The following is a 15,586-nucleotide window of genomic DNA, read 5'->3' on the forward strand; positions in this document are numbered from 1 at the left end:
GGCCGTCGCCGCGACGCCGTCGTTCCCGGCCCGGTCGGTGCGCCTCGTACGGCGGGGGCCCTCCGTACGATGGGCACCATGCGCCTGCTTGGAACGATCTCGCCCGACCGCCCGCTGCTCGTCGTCGCCGTGCGCGAGGAGGCCGCCCACCTCGACGACCGGCTGCCCGTCCTGCTCACCGGAATAGGGAAGATCAACGCCACCGCCGCGCTGGCCACCGTCCTCGCCCAGGGCGAGCGGCCGTCCGAGGTGATCAACCTCGGCACCGCCGGTGCGCTGCGCCCCGGCTGGGAGGGCACCCACCACGTCGTCCAGGTCATCCAGCACGACTTCGACACCCCCGCCCTGTACGCGCTCACCGGCCGCAGCTACGGCGCCCCGCTGGTGATCGGCAAGGGCGAGGGGCCGGTGCTGGCCACCGGGGACCTCTTCGTCTCGGACCCGGCGGCCCGCGACCGGCTCGCCGAGCACGCCGACCTGGTCGACATGGAGGGCTACGCCGTCGCCGCCGTCGCGCACCGCGCCGGAGTCCCGGTCCGCCTGGTCAAGCACGTCAGCGACGAGGCCGGCGAGGGCGCGAGCCACAGCTGGCGCGAGTCGGTCGACGAGTGCGCCCGCCACCTCGCCGACTGGGTGACCACCCAGGGTTGGTGACGGACCGTCGGATTGCGGGTGATCGAGGAGACCGGGCGGCACGCCGGGCACGCGGACCTCATCCGCGAGCAGCTGGACGGCGCCGTCGGGCGCTGACCGGCCCCACGGGTGGGAGGGCGGCCGCCCTCCCACCCGCACCGGTCAGCCGCGGAACGCCGAGAGGTCCAGCGCCGCCAGCCGCTCCGGGTCGGTGAGCACGTCGATCGTCGCGATCACGCCGTCCACCACCGTGAACGCCATGATCGACAGCGCCCGGCCGTTGTCGCCGATCACCACCGCGCCCGCGGCGCCGTTGACCAGCGCCGGGCGGGCGAACGGCGACAGCCCGCCCCACAGCACGGCCTGGCCGGCCACCGTGGCGGCGCCCGCCAGCACCACCGTGTGCCGGGCCCGCACCCCGCCGCCGTCCGAGCGCAGCACCACGTCCGGGTCGAGCACCGCCACCAGCGCGTCCAGGTCGCCGCCGCGGGCGGCCGCGAAGAAGGCGTCCACGGCCGCCCGTTGACGGCCCAGGTCCGGATCGGGCGCCGGCGCCTGCCCCTGCACCCGGCGGCGGGCCCGGCTGGCCAGCTGGCGGGTCGCGGCCGCCGTCCGCTCGATCAGCGGGGCTATCTCGTCGAACGGCACCGCGAACAGGTCGTGCAGCACGAAGGCGACCCGCTCGGCCGGCGACAGCGACTCCATCACCACCATCAGCGCCAGCCCCACCGAGTCCGCGAGCAGCACCTCCTGCTCGGGGTCGGCCACGCCCTCGCCGCGCAGCAGCGGGTCCGGGATGCGCGGCGCGCCCGTCTCGTCCGACGGGCCCTCCAGCGGCTCCTCGCGGCGCAGCGCCCGGGCGCGCAGCAGGTTCAGGCAGACCCGCGAGACCACCGTGGTCAGCCAGCCGGCGAGGTTCTGCACGTCGGCGGTGTCGGTGCGGTCGTACCGCAGCCAGGCCTCCTGGACGGCGTCCTCGGCCTCGCTGATCGAGCCGAGCATCCGGTACGCCACGGCCCGCAGCCGAGGCCGGTGCGCCTCGAAGAGCGCCGCCCGCGCAGATTTCTCGTCCACCGTGTCACATTCCTTCGTCGCCGGGGGTCAGAGCAGCAGGAGCCACCAAACAACGCTGCGGCGGGCAGATCAACTCCCCGCCCGGGACGAACCGGAGACGATCGTGACGAACACCCCCGCGACCAGGGACGACGCCGCCACTCGCACCCTGGCCGGTGCCGAACTCGGCCACCGCACCGGGGAGGAGGGCCAGCGAGGGGTGCGGCCGTGACCGATACAAGGATGAAACGCCGGTTACCGGAATCTGCTGATACCGATGAACGGATGAGACTCCCCCCAGACGAGAATCTGACATCCCGCTCCTACGGTGCCGTGCATGCCACAAACACATGGCCGGATCGGCGGCCACCGCAACCGGATCCACAGCCGAGCGCGCACCCAAGTCGTCCTGACGACAGCCGTGTTGGCAGCCGGCCTGGCGCTGGCCGCGCCCGCAGGAGCCGCCGGGGCCGCAGCGCAGGACGGGGCCGCAGCGACGGACGGGGCGGCCACGGCGAGCCGGGTGGTCGTCCATCCGGAGGCAGTCACGGCCGCGCAGCAGCAGACCGTCCTGGACTACTGGACCCCCGAGCGGATGGCCGCCCTGACGACGCCGTCGTCCGGCAATCCGCCCAAGAGCGCCCCCGACGGCGCTCCGTGGACCGGTGCCGACACCCTGAGCAGGACGGTGGGCAGGCTCTTCTTCACCAACCACGGTGAGGACGAGAGCTGCACCGCGACCGTCGTGAACAGCGCCAACCGCAGCACCGTCGTCACGGCGGGGCACTGCGTCAACAGCCCTGACCTCATTGGTGAGAACGACGAGTGGCTGTCGAACGAGATGTTCGTCCCGGGCTACCGCGACGGTCTCGCGCCGTACGGCAAGTTCGTCGCCCGCGCCGGGGTCGCCGACGCCACCTGGCTCCTCAACGACCAGCAGGACGCCCTGAAGTACAACGCGTACGACCAGGCGTTCCTGGTCCTGAACACCAACGCCGCAGGAAAGCGCGTGCAGGACGCCGTCGGCGCCGCACAGCGCATCGGCTTCGACCGGCCGGGCAACGCCTCCGTCCACGAGTTCGGCTATCCGCGCGAGTCCTCGGGCGATCCCACCCGCGCGGGCCTGCCCGAGTACACCGGGGCCAGGCTCGCCCACTGCGTGGGACAGACCCGCGAGTACCCCGGTACCGAGAAGTACCCGGAGCCCCGGGGTCAGTGGGGCGCCCCCTGCGTGATGGGCGGCGGCTCCAGTGGCGGTCCCCGCGTCGCCGACTTCGACCCGTCCTCCGGGATCGGCACGGTGGTGGGTGACAACACCCTGGGTGGCTTCTTCGACTCCTCGGGCCGGGTCTGCGACCGCGGCGACCCCGCCTGCACCCGACACCTGGTCGGCCCGCAGTTCACCTCCGCGATCACGAAGCCGCTGTACAAGGCCGCCGAACGCTCCTGAAGCGTCGGCCGAGCCGTGCTCGAAACGAACCGCACCCAAAGGAGATTGGCGACGATGTCAACCACACCCCGAGCGTTTCCCCGCAAGTTCGCCGCCGCGGGAGTCCTCCTGCTGAGCGCGACCACGGCGGCCGTGCTGCTGCCGAACACGGCCTTCGCCGCGGAACGGGAATCCGTCACCACGCATGCCGGCGCCACGACCGAACAGGAGCGCAGCCGGATCGATGCCTACTGGACTCCCGAACGGATGAAGCTGGCGGGCGCCATGGTCCCCGAGATCACCCCCGTGCCCGAGGACGACAACACGCCTGACGATCCGCAGCCGCTTCCCGCGAACACGCCGGACCCCGGGGCCACGTGGACGCACGGCGGAGCGGTGAACAAGAGCGTCGGCCGGCTCTTCTTCACCTTCTCCGACGGCTACGACGGCAGTTGCACCGCAACGGTCGTCGCCAGCGCGAACCGCAGCACCGTCATCACGGCGGCGCACTGTCTGAGGGGCGTCGGAGCCGCCGCCACCGACACGACGTGGAACCACAACCTCTACTTCGTGCCCGGTTACCGCAACGGCACGAAGCCGCTCGGCGGCTTCAGCATCAAGGAGGCGGCCACCTCCTCCCGTTGGGACGCCGATCCGGGCAAGACGACCTCGGACGCTGTCGCCGTCGCCGGCTACGACGCGGGACTCCTCGTGGCGAACCCTTCGGCCGAGGGACGACGGGTCGCGGACGTCACGGGAAGCCAGAAGATCGCGTTCACCAAGCCGGCCAAGGACGAGTTCATCCACACCTTCGGGTACCCGAAGGACCGGCTCAACAACCCCAGCGCCAAGTACGCCGGATCGCGCATGATCCATTGCGCCGGACCGGCCCAGCCCGGCCCCAAGGCCCCCCTGCTGTGGGGTGAGTCCTGCGACATGTCGCACGGGGCGAGCGGCGGCCCCCACCTGGCACAGTTCGACACCCGGACCGGCACCGGCACCGTCGTCGGCGTGACCACCACCAGCGACGATCTCGCGGGCGGCCCGACCAACACGCTCTACGCCACGCGCCTCGGCGACAGCGCCCACCGCCTCTACACCTGGGCGCAGGGTCGCGCGGCCTGACCGTCCGTCAGTCCCGTGCGGCCGGCCACCGGTACATCGGTGGCCGGCCGCACGGGCGGTGGCGATCAGGGGCTGTGCGACCGGGTGATCGGGAGCGGCACGCCGCCGGGTGCGACATCAATCGCCTGAAGAGGACATCGCTGCGCGGTCGGACTCACTGCGGAGAACACAGAATTCATTGCCCTCAGGGTCCGCGAGGACGGCCCAGCCGGGGCCGTCCGGTTCCCGGCGATCGTCGACGAGGGTGGCCCCGAGCTTCAGCAGTCGCTCGACCTCCTCCTCGCGCGTGGTCTTCGGACGCACGCACAGGTGAAGCCTGTTCTTGATCGTCTTCGGCTCCGGCACCTGGTTGAAGTACAGCAGTGGGCCCTCCGGCAGCACCACCTCGGTTTCCGCTGCACCCGGCTCGGCCTCCGGATGCAGCGGACAACCGAGCACCTCACTCCAGAACCGAGCCAGTTCATAGGCGTTCGCACAGTCGATCGCCACATTCTGCAACACCGAGACCATGCCCGAGAGCCTGCCCGAAGCGCCGCTCGGTCCGCTACCGGATTGCGGCCGGACAGCACCGGCACCCGGTCCGGCGGCCCGCACAGAGCGGTTGCCGCCGCCGGTCGGGTTCGGGCGAGGAGCGGGGTGGCGGCCCTCAGCGCCGCCACCCCGTTGGCTTCTCGGCACCGGGGTAGGGGTTCGTTGAGCCAAACCCCACCTTGGGGTGAAGATTCAGAACGCGGTGGGTGGTTGGAGGACCAGGTCGAGGACGGTGTCCCAGTGCTCGTCGGGGGCGGTGACGATCACGTAACCGTCCTGGCCGGGGAGTTGGGGGACGAGGGCGCTGCGGCAGCCGTGGCTGTGCAGGACCTCGACGGGGACGCGCTCGCCGTTCAGCCGTAACTCCCCGGTGGTCGGCCCGGAGTCGAGCGGGGTCCAGGGTGCGCGTGGGTCGATGCGGTCGGAGTTCGCGAGGAAGTTGGCGAGTTGGCTCTCCGGGGTGGTCACGGACTTGACCCGGTGGCTGTCCGGGACGGGCCGGGAGGTCTGGACGATCGCGACGAACTCGCGATCCAGGTGGTAGTTCAGGTCGAGGTGGCAGAGGTAGCCGTCGCTGGCCATCCGCCCCAGCAGGACGAACCACCCAGGCGGCGCGTCGCGGAGGACGGCGATCCGCTCGCTCCACTCCTCGGCGGTCTCGCGCGGGGTGGGGAGGTGGAAGGTGCGCGGGCGGTTGCTGCGGAACAAGGGATCCCCCAACTGGCCGTCGAATTCCGGACGTTGACCCAGTACATCATCACCCGCGTTCGACGGGCGGTGCCATCGCCCTGGACATGGGGCGTGATCGGCCTGCAGCGTCGGGCCGAGCCCGCCCGACGCTGCACTCAGCGCAACGTCGACCTGCCGCGCGATCGACTGTCGGATGCGGGCTACCGGGTGGCGGCTTGCGCGCGGTCGCGGCAGTGGGCCAGGGCGGGCTTGATGCGGGCGTCGGGGGCGGGGGAGGCGGCGAGCAACTCGCCGGCGGTGACCAGGGCGGTCCAGTAGTGGGCCGGGTCGCCGGTGGTGGGGCGGGGCCGGGTGGCGGCGAGGGAGAGGAAGGCGGCGGTCAGGTTCCCGGTGACGAACCAGCGGGCCAGCCCGTGCTGGTGGCCGGCGCGGATGCCGCCCAGGGCGTCGATCGCGGCGAGGAACTGGTCGACGATGGCGAGGTCGCGGTCGTCGAGCGTCTTCGGGACGTCGAACACGCCGAGGGCTTCGAGGAGTTCGCCGGTGTCCGCCTCGGAGCCCGGGCGCGGGTCGGCGAGCAGGGCGTCGAAGCAGTCGTCGAGGCGGAGCTGCGTCTCGGCGGCGGGGATGCCGAGCGCGACGCAGACGGCACGGGCGGCGCGGACGGGTTCGCGGGTGCGGCGGGCGAGGGTGGCGTAGGCGTCGGCCGGGGTCGAACCGGTGTCGAACAGGTGCCGGGCGGTGAGAGCGAGTCGCATGGAGGGCACCTTCAGACGGCGAGGACGGTGAGTGTGGCGACGGGGGAGGGCGCGATCAGCGCCCAGACGAACTTGCCGATGCCGCCGGCGCGGGGGCAGCAACCCCAGCGCTCGGCCAGCTCGTTGACGAGGAAGAGGCCGCGCCCGTGCTCGTCGTTGGGCGCGGGGGAGCGGAGGGACGGGCGGCCGGTGCCCGCGTCGTGGACTTCGAGGCGCAGCCGGTCGCCGATGAGGGCGAAGCGGACCTCGATCAGACGGTCGGCGGGGGCGTCGGTGTGCTGGACGGCGTTGGCGAAGAGTTCGCCGAGGAGGAGTTCGGCGATGTCGGCGTAGCGGTCGCCGGCGGGGAGCGCGGCGAGGTAGGCGCGGAGCAACTGCCGGGCGACGGGGGTGGAGTCCGGGCGGGAGTCGAGGCGGGCCGCGAACGTGCGGGGGCGGTGGGTTTTGAGCATGGTGGAGTACCTCGGGGGGCGGATGGGGGAGTGCGAGAGGCGCACGCAATCACGCTCTGCATGCAAATGACTGCGTTCTGGTCTCAATGATCGGGCTGCCGGGGTTACGGTGACGACCAAATCAGCGTGTGGAGACCCACGGCACCTGAGGGGGATTGCGATGGCACATCGACGGTTGGAGAACGGACTCACGTCGAGCCCGGCGGTGATGTTCGGTGAGGCGCTCCGGTTCGCGCGCGAGCGGGCCGGCTACAAGCAGGAAGACCTGGGCAGGCTCCTGCACTGCCACCGGACGGTGATCACCCGGTGGGAGGGCGGCAAGAGGCCGATGGATCGGGACACCGTGGAGAGAGCTGACGCCGTACTCGCCATGGGTGGCCTGCTAGTTCGGCTGTGGGAGCGGGTGGACTGGCACGCGGACATCGAGCACCCGGACTGGTTCCAGAAGTACGTGGAGCTGGAAGACGAGGCTGCGGCCATCCGCGCGATTCAGTACAACCGGATCAACGGCCTACTGCAGTGCGAGGATTACGCTCGCGCGATCCTCAGCCTCGGAGATGCACGCAACAGCCCGGAGAGGCTAGCGGAGAGGGTTGCAACTCGGCTGAGCAGGCAGGATCGCTTCCTGGCTGGCGACGGGCCGATGTTGCTGGCGGTTCTCCATGAGAGCGCTATTCGCACTGTCATTGGTGGGCCGGGCGTGATGAGGAGGCAGATGGAGCACCTTCTCTCCGTGAGTGAGCAGTCGAACATCTTCATCGAGGTGGCGCCGTTTGCCCGTCCGGTGAGGAAGATGCCAGCCACTTCCCTGTTCTTGCTGCTGATGCCGGACGGGAAAGAGTGGGTCTACTCGGAGAGCCTGTATCGCGGACACTTCAGTGATGCGCCGTCAATCATCAATGAGGCTCGACGAGACTTCGACCTCCTGCGTGGCGATGTACTCTCGGTGGGCGACTCGCGCACCCTGATCGCCGATGCGATGGAGGAGTACCGGTATGAAGAACGTCGATCTGAGGATGGCTGCTTGGCGCAAGAGCAGCTACAGCGGGGACGACGGGGGCGAGTGCATCGAGGTGGCCCTCGAATCTCTCCCCGGCGCCGTCCCGGTCCGTGACTCCAAGGACCCCTCCGGCCCCGCCCTCCTCTTCCCTGCCTCCTCCTGGGAAGCCTTCATCGCGGCCGTCCGTTCGGGCGACTTCCCCGGGTGAACCAGCGGTATGCGAGGTGGACCGCGAGGCCGAGCAGGGTCATGACGACCGACGCGACCAGTGCGACCACATCGAGTGCGTTCCGGGTCAGTGAGTTCCAGAAGCCGATGCTCGAAGCAAGGGCGGCGACGTCGGTGTGCTGGGGGTCGTACACCACCGTCACCGTGTCACGGGCCTTGATGCTGTCGGTGACATAGGCCAGTCGGGTCTCGACGGATGCCCCCTCGGAAGTCGTGAACCGCACCCGGCAGTTGGCGTTGCCGGCCGGGTTGTCCTGCGGCCCGCTCACGTCGGCACATTCGGTGACGACCGCCGGGGTGTGGACGCCGCGACTGCGGAGAGCCGACGTCACGCCCATGTCGTGCGGTATCAGATAGACCAGGCTGAGGACGAACAGCAGAACCCCCAGGCCGATCATCGCGAGCGACCCGTTCCGCACGGTCCGGCCATGGTCCGGCACGTTCTCCATCGGTCCCCCTGGTATCAGTCGAACTGCCCCGCGTGCTCACGCTAGCCGCACCCGCCGACGCCGGCAGGGCCTCGGAGCGCGGATCGGTCAGTTCCGGTCGTCCGGCGACCCCTCGCGAGCAATTTCGACCACTCTGCGTGTTATGCCGATGCGATACGTAACCGGACGGTTACAGTCGCCCGCAGTGCACGGGTAGTCCCTGTTCGACTCAACAGAGGCGGTAGCAGTCATGGCACAAGAACCCCGTATCGACGTATCGCTCACGGCCCTCAAGGAGGGCCAGTCCGAGCCCACCAAGGCAGAGTTGGCGGAGATCGCCGGCTCCCTCAAGCCCGAGGTCTGGTTCACCACCGCGCTGTCCGGCGAGGCTGGCGGCCGGGACGCCGACGTCGTCTGGGACCTGACCGGCGCGCCGTACAAGGGGCAGACGGCAACCGGGCAGGCGGCGGTCTACTACGCCAACCCGAAGCTCGGCCTGCGGAAGCCCTTCCTCTTCGCGGACGGCTTCAACTACGGCCCCAGCGACCTCCCGGGCCTCTTCTCCTACTTCAACACCGTCGCCGACGGCCGGCCGGGCCTCTTCGACCAACTGCTTGCCAAGGGCTACGACATCGTCCTGATCGGCTTCACCGAGCGCCACACTCACATCCAGGCCAACGCCGAGGTCGCGATCGACGCCATTCGCCGGGCCATCGCCGAGCGTAAGGGCGACGAGCGGCTGACCGTCGGCGGGGTGAGCATGGGCGGCATCATCACCCGCTACGCGCTCGCCAAGCTGGAGTCCGACCCCCAGGGCGACCACCAGACGGCGACCTACCTCTCCTTCGACTCCCCGCACAACGGCGCCTGGATCCCGCTCATCCTCCAGCAGATGGCGTACTTCTTCGAGGACTTCACCCCGGCCGGGCCGGACGGCGTCAAGCAGGCCGAGCTGATCCGCAGCCCTGCTGCTCAGCAGCTGCTCTGGGCGTGGGTCGAGAACGCGAAGTACAAGGGCCCGGTGGCCACCGCCAGCGACCTGCGCAAGGAGTTCCTCGCCGACCTCGACCGGGTCGGCAACTTCCCGCGGATCCCGCGCAAGCTCGGCGTCTCCAACGGCCGCCGGGACGGCGTCGGCCTCCCGCTGCCGGCGGGCGAGGTGGCGTTCGACTGGCAGGCCCTGATCGCCAGCGCCACGGCCCGCTTCCAGCCGAACAAGGGCGACAAGGAGCGCATCGGCGGCATGCACCTCGGCCTCGCCGTGCGCCGCAGCACCACCACCGAGGTCCCGGCCCTGGACAGCGTGCCCGGCGGCACCCTGGACTCCTTCGGCAAGGTCGCGACCGCGCTCAAGGCGAAGATCACCGAGGAGTACCGCAGCGGTACCTTCGTCCCGGCCGTCAGCGCGGTGGCGCTGGACTTCGACCCGGTGAAGTGGGACGTCGACCCGGCCGCCGCGATCTCCGAGGATGCCCTGCAGAACGGCCACCTCGACGCCGTGAAGTTCGACGACGCCAACACCGAGCACAGCCACGTCTCCCGCGTCCTGGTCGACTGGATCGTCAAGCAGCTCGCCTGACCACCCCGCCCCCTCCGACCTGGTTCGGAGCACCCGCGCGGATGGGCTACGATATTCCTCATCACCCAGATGCGCGGGTGGCGGAATAGGCAGACGCGCTGGATTCAGGTTCCAGTGCCCGAAAGGGCGTGGGGGTTCAACTCCCCCCTCGCGCACATAGGTCCTCGGACCACATAGGGCCGGTCGACCCGACAGTATGTCGGGTCGACCGGCCCTATTGCATGGCGGAAGCGGATCTGGCCTCCTGTGAAACCGCAGGAGGCCAGATCCGTTTCCGTTGTTCAGGGCTGGTTCGGGGGTTGGGGGGTCGCGCCCGGGTGGGCGATGCGGCCTCGTGAGGAACAGTCGAGGCGTCACAACCGGGCGAGGGGCGGAGCTCGGTGCCAGGCCTGCTCCGTCTCGCAGGCGGGCGACAGTCAGTCCGGCAACACCACCGTCGAGCGCACGCTCACCACCCTCGTGACCGTCACGGTGCCAGACCTGGAAGTCACCAACCTCTACGTCAAGGGCACCCTGAGTACCCTGCGCCTTCCGCAGCCCCGACACCCCGGCGCTGGCCTCGTTCAACTCCAAGCTGTACTGCGTCTTCCGGGGCATGGACAACAGGCTGGCCTGGACATGACCGTCTTCAACGACAAGATCTACCTGTTCTACATGCGCTGAGCCGCACTCAGACAGGCCGCGGCAGTCCTGCGGCGGTTCTGTGACCAGGGCTGGAGATTCGCAGACGGATCGGTCGCGTTCACCGGCGCATCCAGCGTCGCCATCGTGCGCTACCGGTACCGCGGGGCACGTATCCCGACCCCGTGGACGATCGAACCGGCAACCCTCACGGGCTGACCACCGGGCAAGACGCGTGGAGAGCCGGATGCGGAGCGGAGAAGAGCACCGCGGACTTCCTGACCCGCCCAAAAGCCGAAGGTGCGGCCCGGATGGTCAGACCATCCGGGCCGCACTCTTGGACAGCGTCAGCGAGGGGAACCGTAGCGAAGATCCACGAAGGCACCCACCAGTCCACCGAGCGTGACGGCGGGTACGAGCGCCGCCCAGGGGTCGCCAGCCAACGCGCCTGAGATCATCGCCAGGGCGATGACAGCCAACGCGATCATCCGGGCCGGCATCGACCGCGGTAGCAGCTGTACAGGGTGACCGCTCCGTCGTTGCCGAACCAACCTGACGGCGAGCAGAACCGCCGCGGCCACAAGGAGCGGCGGCACCATTACGTGCGCGGAACTTCCCATGCCGTTCGCCCTTCTGGACCGTTGGTTACCGTACCCGCCACTGTACTCGTAGGCCGTGAACAGGGGCATCTTGATTTCCACGCACTGGTTGTCGTTCTGGGCGTTCCAGGCAACTCGCGAAATGTTTGCCGCATTCAGGACCCCGTATACGTTGAACGGCGGCGGAGCACATCCCGGTCGGGGTGCACACCAAGAACAGGCGCAAGCCCCAGAAGAACCTCGGTGCGAAGCGCAGTACCCGTATCCGGCCCAGCCGGCCATGTCCGAGCGCTTCACCGTCGGGCGTGAGCGGCCGCACTCCACCGGCGTGGAGTCGACGATCCAGTGCGGGTCGAACCAGAAGTCCGTGTCCGCCGCCGGCAGCCGTATCGCCTTCTTGACCAGCGGCAATGCGGCCCTCAGTCGTTTGTTCCAGCCCGGCTGCCTGGGCACGTACGGGAACATCGCGCCCAGACGGGAGTCCAGGAACCTCGGCCACCGCGACTCCGAGGTGAAGCCCAGCAGCGCCTGCGTGACAGCGAGGGTGACGAGCTCGGAATCTGTCAGCTGCGGCGGACGGCCAAGCCGTCGGACCGCTCCGATCTCGTCATCGATCTTCACGTACGTACAGTGAGGCCAGCGGGGCGTCCAGGTTGTTCGTCACACAACGATCTTGGACGCCCTGTCCGTGTACCCGGACACACCGCCGGCATTCGGAATGCCTCGACGGGAGCTACGCCCCAAGTCGAGGTCAGCGACCGTCCAAGCACCCATGGCAGGGTGAGCGAATGACGACGAACCGCGACTACTCATCCGATCTCCAACCCACCGGCCTCAAACTGTGGTCGGACAGCACCCCGGCCCACAGCGATCTCCTTGCGGTGAAAGCGCTCGTCTACGACCCCTGTGGGTTCACCTGCTCGCAGCCAGTTCCCGAAGCCGAGAGTGCCGCCTACGCCGCCCACGAATTCACCCTCGACGGCCTCTCCATCCGGTTCCGCGCAGCCAAGACGACCCCCACCAAGGTCGGACAATTCGTGACCGTATGGAAGAGGTCCCCGGGCGGGCCCATCCAGCCCTTCGACACCACGGACCCCATCGACCTCATCGTCATCAGCACCCGCGACCATCACCACTTCGGCCAGTTCATCTTTCCCATGGACGCGCTCCGTCAGCACGGTGTCGTATCAACAAACGGTGCCGGTGGGAAACGAGCCTTTCGCGTCTACCCGCCCTGGGTGACCACCACCAACCGCCAGGCCAGCAGCGCGCAGGCCTGGCAGCTGGACCACTTCCTGCGCCTGCACCAGGACGGGCCCATCGACTCCGCCCGCGCCCATGAGCTCTACCACCCATAGGACGGCGCTGGCACAACACAGGACCGACCAGCCGGTCACACGATCCCTGATCGCCTACGACCACTGATCATTCGGAATGACTCGTCTGGTGGGAAACGATCACGTCGAGCGTGGGAACAGGCCTTGCTCAGTGCCCACAAAGGTCCTGATCAGGGAGTTTCGTCGGTGTCCCACAGAGGTCCTCGGACCCAATGCGGCCGGTCGACCCGACAGCATGTCGGGTCGACCGGCCGTTTTGCTGACCGTGCGGTGCTCTCCCGCCCGACGTGGGTCCCCGTCGGCGGGCCCGGCTGGAGTCTGCGGGCGGCCTGTGTCGCGGTGCCTGGTTCCGTGCTGGTCAGGGCTCGACGAAGTTGACCGAGACCGCCCGATAGCCGAATAGGTGATTGCCGGTTGGTGCCGTACAGTCGGAACCACCGACGCGGGGTGGAGCAGCTCGGTAGCTCGCTGGGCTCATAACCCAGAGGTCGCAGGTTCAAATCCTGTCCCCGCTACTTCGAGCACTGGGGCCGGCGCACAACGTGCGTCGGCCCCAGTGCTGTTCGGCCATCCGACCAAAACGGCCGGTCAACCCGACACTATGTCGGGTTGACCAGCCTCATTGCTTTGCAGAACGTGATCTGGCCCCCTGCGGGTGGCGGTCAGGCCTGTGCGTTGCCCGGCTGGTGGCCCGGGGCGTCGGTGGCGGCGCGCTTGAGGACGGCGGTGTTCGCGGTGACGGTGCCGGGCTTGACCCCGAAGGCCTCGGTGACCTGGACGCTGCGCTCACCCAGGAAGGCGTAGGAGCTGCGGTCGAAGATGATCTCGTCGCGGGAGCCGGTGGCGGTGTTGGTACGGGCGATGGCGATGCCGGTGCGCCCGGCGGCGTCGGTGGCACTGTCGAGAAGGACGACACCGGGGATGCGGGCCGCAGCCTGGTAGAGCGCGGCGGCAAGCTTGCCGGGGACGGCCTGCTCGCGGATCAGGTCGGCGATGGTGACGAACGCCTCCTGGTCCGGCCCGCTGCCGGCTCCCTTGGTCTCGGCGTAGATCTTCTGCAGCAGTTCCTGCGGGTCGGTGGGCAGGGTGCGCAGGTAGTCGTAGGAGGGGGCGTTCAGGTAGGCGCCGGTGCCCGATTCGAGTGCCTCGCCGCCTTCCGGGGACTTGCCCTCTTCGGCGAACCAGCCCGTGCGGCCGTCGGCCGAGTGCCAGATCTGCCGCTGGTGGGGCTTCTCGACCCACACCTTCGACGTGCCGCTGCCGGCGTCGACGGAGCCCGCGAGGTGGGAGACGGTGCTCTCGATGTAGACGTACTGCCCCGGGCGCAGGACGAGGTCCGGCGTGGCCGCGGCGGCCAGCGAGATCCGCTCCACCGCGCTGTTCAGACCCGTGGTGGAGCCGGCCACGACCTGGACGACGGGCGCTGCGACGCGCTCGCCCCGCCCGGGGGTCTCTCCCGGGCCGCCGAACGTGGTGACCGCCACGGTGGCGGCGAAGGCGAAGGCCGCCACCGTGGCGGGCACCGCGATCAGCAGCCGCCGACGGCTCCTGGCCCCGGGCCGGGCCGGCGTTGCGGGGGTGGGTGCGGGGGTGCGGGTGATCTCGTTCATCAGAAACTCCTCGATCTGGCGCTGCCGGCCGAGCGGGGCGGCCGGCGCTCCGGCCGCGGGCAGCAGGTGCTTCAGCTCCGCGTCGTCAAGCGGCTGCTGCCGCTCCGGGGTGCTGGTCATCTGTTCCACTCCTTGTCCGACCGGGCCGGAACCATCCGGCCATCCTGTACTTGTCCGACCGCCCGCAGGGGTTCCCGGCAGGTTTTCGAGGCCGGCCGCAGTTCCTTGTCGGCCAGAGCACGCAGCCGGGTCCGGGCTCTGGAGAGCCTGGAGCGCACGGTGCCGACCGGGATGCCAAGTGCCTCGGCGGCCTCGGGGTAGCTGAGGCCCGCCCACACGCACAGCGAGAACACCTCACGCTCCCCGCGACGCAGTTTCTCCAGCGCCGCCTTGGCGGCCAGCAGTTGGTCGTGGTCGGCGAGCCGGCCGACCAACTCGTCGGCGAAGTCCGGGGCGGGTTCGGCGAGCGGCATGCGGGCGAGGGCGGCTGCATGCCTGCGGGCGGCCCTGGCCCGGTTGCGCAGCACGTTGACGGTGATGCCCATCAACCACGGGCGAGGAGTGGTCCCCTCGTCGCGGAGCTTGTCCCGCAGACGCCAGGCCTCCAGGAAGACCACCGCCATGACGTCCTCGGCACCGGCTCGGTCACCGCTCACCCGGACCGCGTGCGACAGAACCGCCTGCGAGTGCTCCTGGAACAACTGCCGGAAGGCGCCCGGGTCCCCGGCTCTGATCCGTTCGTGCAGCGAAAAGTCCACACCTCTGGTTGTCCTGCCACCACGGGACGGTTCCGGTGACCTGCGTCACAGGCGCGGCCCCACCGTGCCCGACCCCTTGGCCGGTTCACCGGTTCCGGCACCGGACGGCCGGACACCATCAACCGCTCGCAGGTCACCGAGGTCCGCAACCAGCTGTCCGCCGCCGACTTCGTCGTCACGCCGGCCGCGCTGCGCCCCGAGTGCGACGGTCCGGGCACGGCGTACTCCGAGCACGCACTGGACGTCGTTGCCACCGCCGGTCTCCTCGCCCGCGCCGGGGTCGGTCACCTGGAGGCGTTCACCACCGAGGCCGAGAACACCATCCCGCACCGCTGCTCGCTGGTCACCGACCTGGTGCTGTGCGATGCCGACGCAGTCGCAGAAGCGGCGCAAAGTCTCGTTTCGCCAGAACGAGACCAATCGTCTGATTTTGGATGAGTATCTATGCGGATAGAGATCGGCTGATCACCGAAATAGGCTTTCTGCTGACCGAAGGTTGTCGGGAGGGGAAAGCAGAACTCGCCGCGGGACTCACTCTCGGCGACGACCCGATGATCGACCGGTTCGGAGGGAACAACTTCGAGGTCGACACGTCCGGGCACAGCGGGTACTGGGACGGCGGCAAGAGCCTCGACAACCAGGGCCGCATCATCGTCGGGAGGCCGCCGAGCATTGTTCCCAAGTTGCACGACAGCCCGCCGCCTCCCCCGTGACCATCAGTGCCGGGCCGGCCACGGCCCGGCCGAACCGGTCCT

Annotated in this window: 18 protein-coding genes, 2 tRNA genes and 2 pseudogenes; 12 read left to right on the forward strand and 10 right to left on the reverse strand. The window is 69.6% G+C overall.

The window, feature by feature from the left end; translation table 11 throughout:
* The first annotated feature begins 78 nt into the window (after window positions 1-78).
* The gene (locus P3T27_RS30655; RefSeq protein WP_280684370.1) at window positions 79-654 is read left to right on the forward strand and encodes a nucleosidase; all 576 of its coding nucleotides are present in this window, start codon (window positions 79-81) and stop codon (window positions 652-654) included.
* 6 nt (window positions 655-660) lie between these two features.
* Window positions 661-750: pseudogene (locus P3T27_RS30660) on the forward strand (DUF664 domain-containing protein); the annotation flags it as partial.
* Window positions 751-795: 45 nt separating this feature from the next.
* On the opposite strand, the gene P3T27_RS30665 reads toward P3T27_RS30660, so the two are convergent.
* A complete protein-coding gene (locus P3T27_RS30665) occupies window positions 796-1,707 on the reverse strand; it encodes a sigma-70 family RNA polymerase sigma factor (RefSeq protein ID WP_280684372.1) in 912 nt (303 codons plus the stop codon).
* Window positions 1,708-2,023: 316 nt separating this feature from the next.
* Here P3T27_RS30665 and P3T27_RS30670 point away from each other — a divergent pair, with 316 nt between their 5' ends.
* The gene (locus P3T27_RS30670) at window positions 2,024-3,136 is read left to right on the forward strand and encodes a peptidase (RefSeq protein ID WP_280684374.1); all 1,113 of its coding nucleotides are present in this window, start codon (window positions 2,024-2,026) and stop codon (window positions 3,134-3,136) included.
* 54 nt (window positions 3,137-3,190) lie between these two features.
* Complete coding sequence (locus P3T27_RS30675; protein WP_280684376.1) at window positions 3,191-4,240, forward strand: hypothetical protein; 1,050 nt, start codon at window positions 3,191-3,193, stop codon at window positions 4,238-4,240.
* A gap of 117 nt (window positions 4,241-4,357) precedes the next feature.
* Here the strand turns inward: P3T27_RS30675 and P3T27_RS30680 are convergent, their stop codons facing one another.
* The 4 genes from P3T27_RS30680 to P3T27_RS30695 form a co-directional block, all read right to left on the reverse strand.
* Window positions 4,358-4,750 carry a VOC family protein gene (locus tag P3T27_RS30680; protein ID WP_280684378.1) on the reverse strand — a complete coding sequence of 131 codons (393 nt, stop codon included), beginning with the start codon at window positions 4,748-4,750 and terminating at the stop codon, window positions 4,358-4,360.
* Between the two features lie 213 nt (window positions 4,751-4,963).
* The gene (locus P3T27_RS30685; protein ID WP_280684383.1) at window positions 4,964-5,479 is read right to left on the reverse strand and encodes a hypothetical protein; all 516 of its coding nucleotides are present in this window, start codon (window positions 5,477-5,479) and stop codon (window positions 4,964-4,966) included.
* A 182-nt stretch (window positions 5,480-5,661) separates the two neighbouring features.
* Entirely contained in the window at window positions 5,662-6,219 is a 558-nt protein-coding gene (locus tag P3T27_RS30690) for a hypothetical protein (protein WP_280684385.1), read from the reverse strand.
* A gap of 11 nt (window positions 6,220-6,230) precedes the next feature.
* Window positions 6,231-6,671, reverse strand: coding sequence for an ATP-binding protein (locus P3T27_RS30695; protein WP_280684387.1), 441 nt, complete (start codon window positions 6,669-6,671; stop codon window positions 6,231-6,233).
* A 160-nt stretch (window positions 6,672-6,831) separates the two neighbouring features.
* Between P3T27_RS30695 and P3T27_RS30700 the strand changes: the two genes are divergently transcribed.
* Together P3T27_RS30700 and P3T27_RS41065 are read left to right on the forward strand one after the other, a co-directional pair.
* Window positions 6,832-7,785, forward strand: coding sequence for a helix-turn-helix transcriptional regulator (locus tag P3T27_RS30700; protein WP_348534155.1), 954 nt, complete (start codon window positions 6,832-6,834; stop codon window positions 7,783-7,785).
* Window positions 7,745-7,879 (forward strand): DUF397 domain-containing protein, encoded by a 135-nt coding sequence (locus P3T27_RS41065; RefSeq protein WP_348534156.1) that lies wholly within the window; start codon window positions 7,745-7,747, stop codon window positions 7,877-7,879. Before P3T27_RS30700 ends, P3T27_RS41065 begins: the two co-directional genes overlap by 41 nt.
* Here P3T27_RS41065 and P3T27_RS30710 read toward each other — a convergent pair.
* Window positions 7,842-8,348 (reverse strand): DUF3592 domain-containing protein, encoded by a 507-nt coding sequence (locus P3T27_RS30710; RefSeq protein ID WP_280684391.1) that lies wholly within the window; start codon window positions 8,346-8,348, stop codon window positions 7,842-7,844. The two genes, P3T27_RS41065 and P3T27_RS30710, sit on opposite strands and share 38 nt — an antisense overlap.
* A 229-nt stretch (window positions 8,349-8,577) precedes the next feature.
* Here P3T27_RS30710 and P3T27_RS30715 point away from each other — a divergent pair, with 229 nt between their 5' ends.
* The 3 genes from P3T27_RS30715 to P3T27_RS30725 all read left to right on the forward strand — a co-directional run bounded on the left by P3T27_RS30715 (window position 8,578) and on the right by P3T27_RS30725 (window position 10,569).
* Window positions 8,578-9,906 carry a hypothetical protein gene (locus P3T27_RS30715; protein ID WP_280684393.1) on the forward strand — a complete coding sequence of 443 codons (1,329 nt, stop codon included), beginning with the start codon at window positions 8,578-8,580 and terminating at the stop codon, window positions 9,904-9,906.
* Window positions 9,907-9,977: 71 nt separating this feature from the next.
* Window positions 9,978-10,061, forward strand: a tRNA-Leu gene (locus P3T27_RS30720).
* A 304-nt stretch (window positions 10,062-10,365) separates the two neighbouring features.
* On the forward strand, window positions 10,366-10,569 hold the full coding sequence (locus P3T27_RS30725) for a hypothetical protein (RefSeq protein ID WP_280684395.1): 204 nt from the start codon (window positions 10,366-10,368) through the stop codon (window positions 10,567-10,569).
* A 747-nt stretch (window positions 10,570-11,316) separates the two neighbouring features.
* On the opposite strand, the pseudogene P3T27_RS30730 reads toward P3T27_RS30725, so the two are convergent.
* A pseudogene (locus P3T27_RS30730) lies at window positions 11,317-11,757 on the reverse strand (IS982 family transposase); the annotation flags it as partial.
* A gap of 157 nt (window positions 11,758-11,914) precedes the next feature.
* On the opposite strand from P3T27_RS30730, the gene P3T27_RS30735 reads away from it, so the two are divergent.
* Window positions 11,915-12,484, forward strand: a complete 570-nt coding sequence (locus P3T27_RS30735) for a MepB family protein (protein WP_280684396.1) — start codon at window positions 11,915-11,917, stop codon at window positions 12,482-12,484.
* A gap of 420 nt (window positions 12,485-12,904) precedes the next feature.
* Window positions 12,905-12,978: transfer RNA gene (locus P3T27_RS30740), tRNA-Met, on the forward strand.
* A 147-nt stretch (window positions 12,979-13,125) separates the two neighbouring features.
* Here P3T27_RS30740 and P3T27_RS30745 read toward each other — a convergent pair.
* From P3T27_RS30745 to P3T27_RS30755, 3 genes are read right to left on the reverse strand one after another with little or no spacing between them, the layout of a single operon-like run.
* Complete coding sequence (locus P3T27_RS30745) at window positions 13,126-14,193, reverse strand: CU044_5270 family protein (protein WP_280684397.1); 1,068 nt, start codon at window positions 14,191-14,193, stop codon at window positions 13,126-13,128.
* Window positions 14,190-14,831: an RNA polymerase sigma factor gene (locus P3T27_RS30750; RefSeq protein WP_280684399.1), complete on the reverse strand. Its 642-nt coding sequence runs from the start codon at window positions 14,829-14,831 to the stop codon at window positions 14,190-14,192. The genes P3T27_RS30745 and P3T27_RS30750 overlap by 4 nt, the downstream gene beginning before the upstream one ends.
* A 45-nt stretch (window positions 14,832-14,876) precedes the next feature.
* Window positions 14,877-15,251, reverse strand: coding sequence for a hypothetical protein (locus P3T27_RS30755; RefSeq protein ID WP_280684401.1), 375 nt, complete (start codon window positions 15,249-15,251; stop codon window positions 14,877-14,879).
* A 14-nt stretch (window positions 15,252-15,265) separates the two neighbouring features.
* Here P3T27_RS30755 and P3T27_RS30760 point away from each other — a divergent pair, with 14 nt between their 5' ends.
* On the forward strand, window positions 15,266-15,544 hold the full coding sequence (locus P3T27_RS30760) for a hypothetical protein (protein ID WP_280684403.1): 279 nt from the start codon (window positions 15,266-15,268) through the stop codon (window positions 15,542-15,544).
* Window positions 15,545-15,586: the final 42 nt, after the last annotated feature.

The organism is Kitasatospora sp. MAA19 (assembly GCF_029894125.1).
In the GTDB taxonomy this organism is placed as follows: domain Bacteria; phylum Actinomycetota; class Actinomycetes; order Streptomycetales; family Streptomycetaceae; genus Kitasatospora.

Excerpts from the sequence above, each read along its gene's own strand:
- P3T27_RS30655 (WP_280684370.1), top strand. The coding sequence starts at position 79 with ATGCGCCTGCTTGGAACGATCTCGCCCGACCGCCCGCTGCTCGTCGTC.
- P3T27_RS30670 (WP_280684374.1), top strand. The coding sequence starts at position 2,024 with ATGCCACAAACACATGGCCGGATCGGCGGCCACCGCAACCGGATCCAC.
- P3T27_RS30675 (WP_280684376.1), top strand. The coding sequence starts at position 3,191 with ATGTCAACCACACCCCGAGCGTTTCCCCGCAAGTTCGCCGCCGCGGGA.
- P3T27_RS30680 (WP_280684378.1), bottom strand. The coding sequence starts at position 4,750 with ATGGTCTCGGTGTTGCAGAATGTGGCGATCGACTGTGCGAACGCCTAT.
- P3T27_RS30690 (WP_280684385.1), bottom strand. The coding sequence starts at position 6,219 with ATGCGACTCGCTCTCACCGCCCGGCACCTGTTCGACACCGGTTCGACC.
- P3T27_RS30695 (WP_280684387.1), bottom strand. The coding sequence starts at position 6,671 with ATGCTCAAAACCCACCGCCCCCGCACGTTCGCGGCCCGCCTCGACTCC.
- P3T27_RS30700 (WP_348534155.1), top strand. The coding sequence starts at position 6,832 with ATGGCACATCGACGGTTGGAGAACGGACTCACGTCGAGCCCGGCGGTG.
- P3T27_RS30710 (WP_280684391.1), bottom strand. The coding sequence starts at position 8,348 with ATGGAGAACGTGCCGGACCATGGCCGGACCGTGCGGAACGGGTCGCTC.
- P3T27_RS30715 (WP_280684393.1), top strand. The coding sequence starts at position 8,578 with ATGGCACAAGAACCCCGTATCGACGTATCGCTCACGGCCCTCAAGGAG.
- P3T27_RS30735 (WP_280684396.1), top strand. The coding sequence starts at position 11,915 with ATGACGACGAACCGCGACTACTCATCCGATCTCCAACCCACCGGCCTC.
- P3T27_RS30745 (WP_280684397.1), bottom strand. The coding sequence starts at position 14,193 with ATGACCAGCACCCCGGAGCGGCAGCAGCCGCTTGACGACGCGGAGCTG.
- P3T27_RS30760 (WP_280684403.1), top strand. The coding sequence starts at position 15,266 with ATGAGTATCTATGCGGATAGAGATCGGCTGATCACCGAAATAGGCTTT.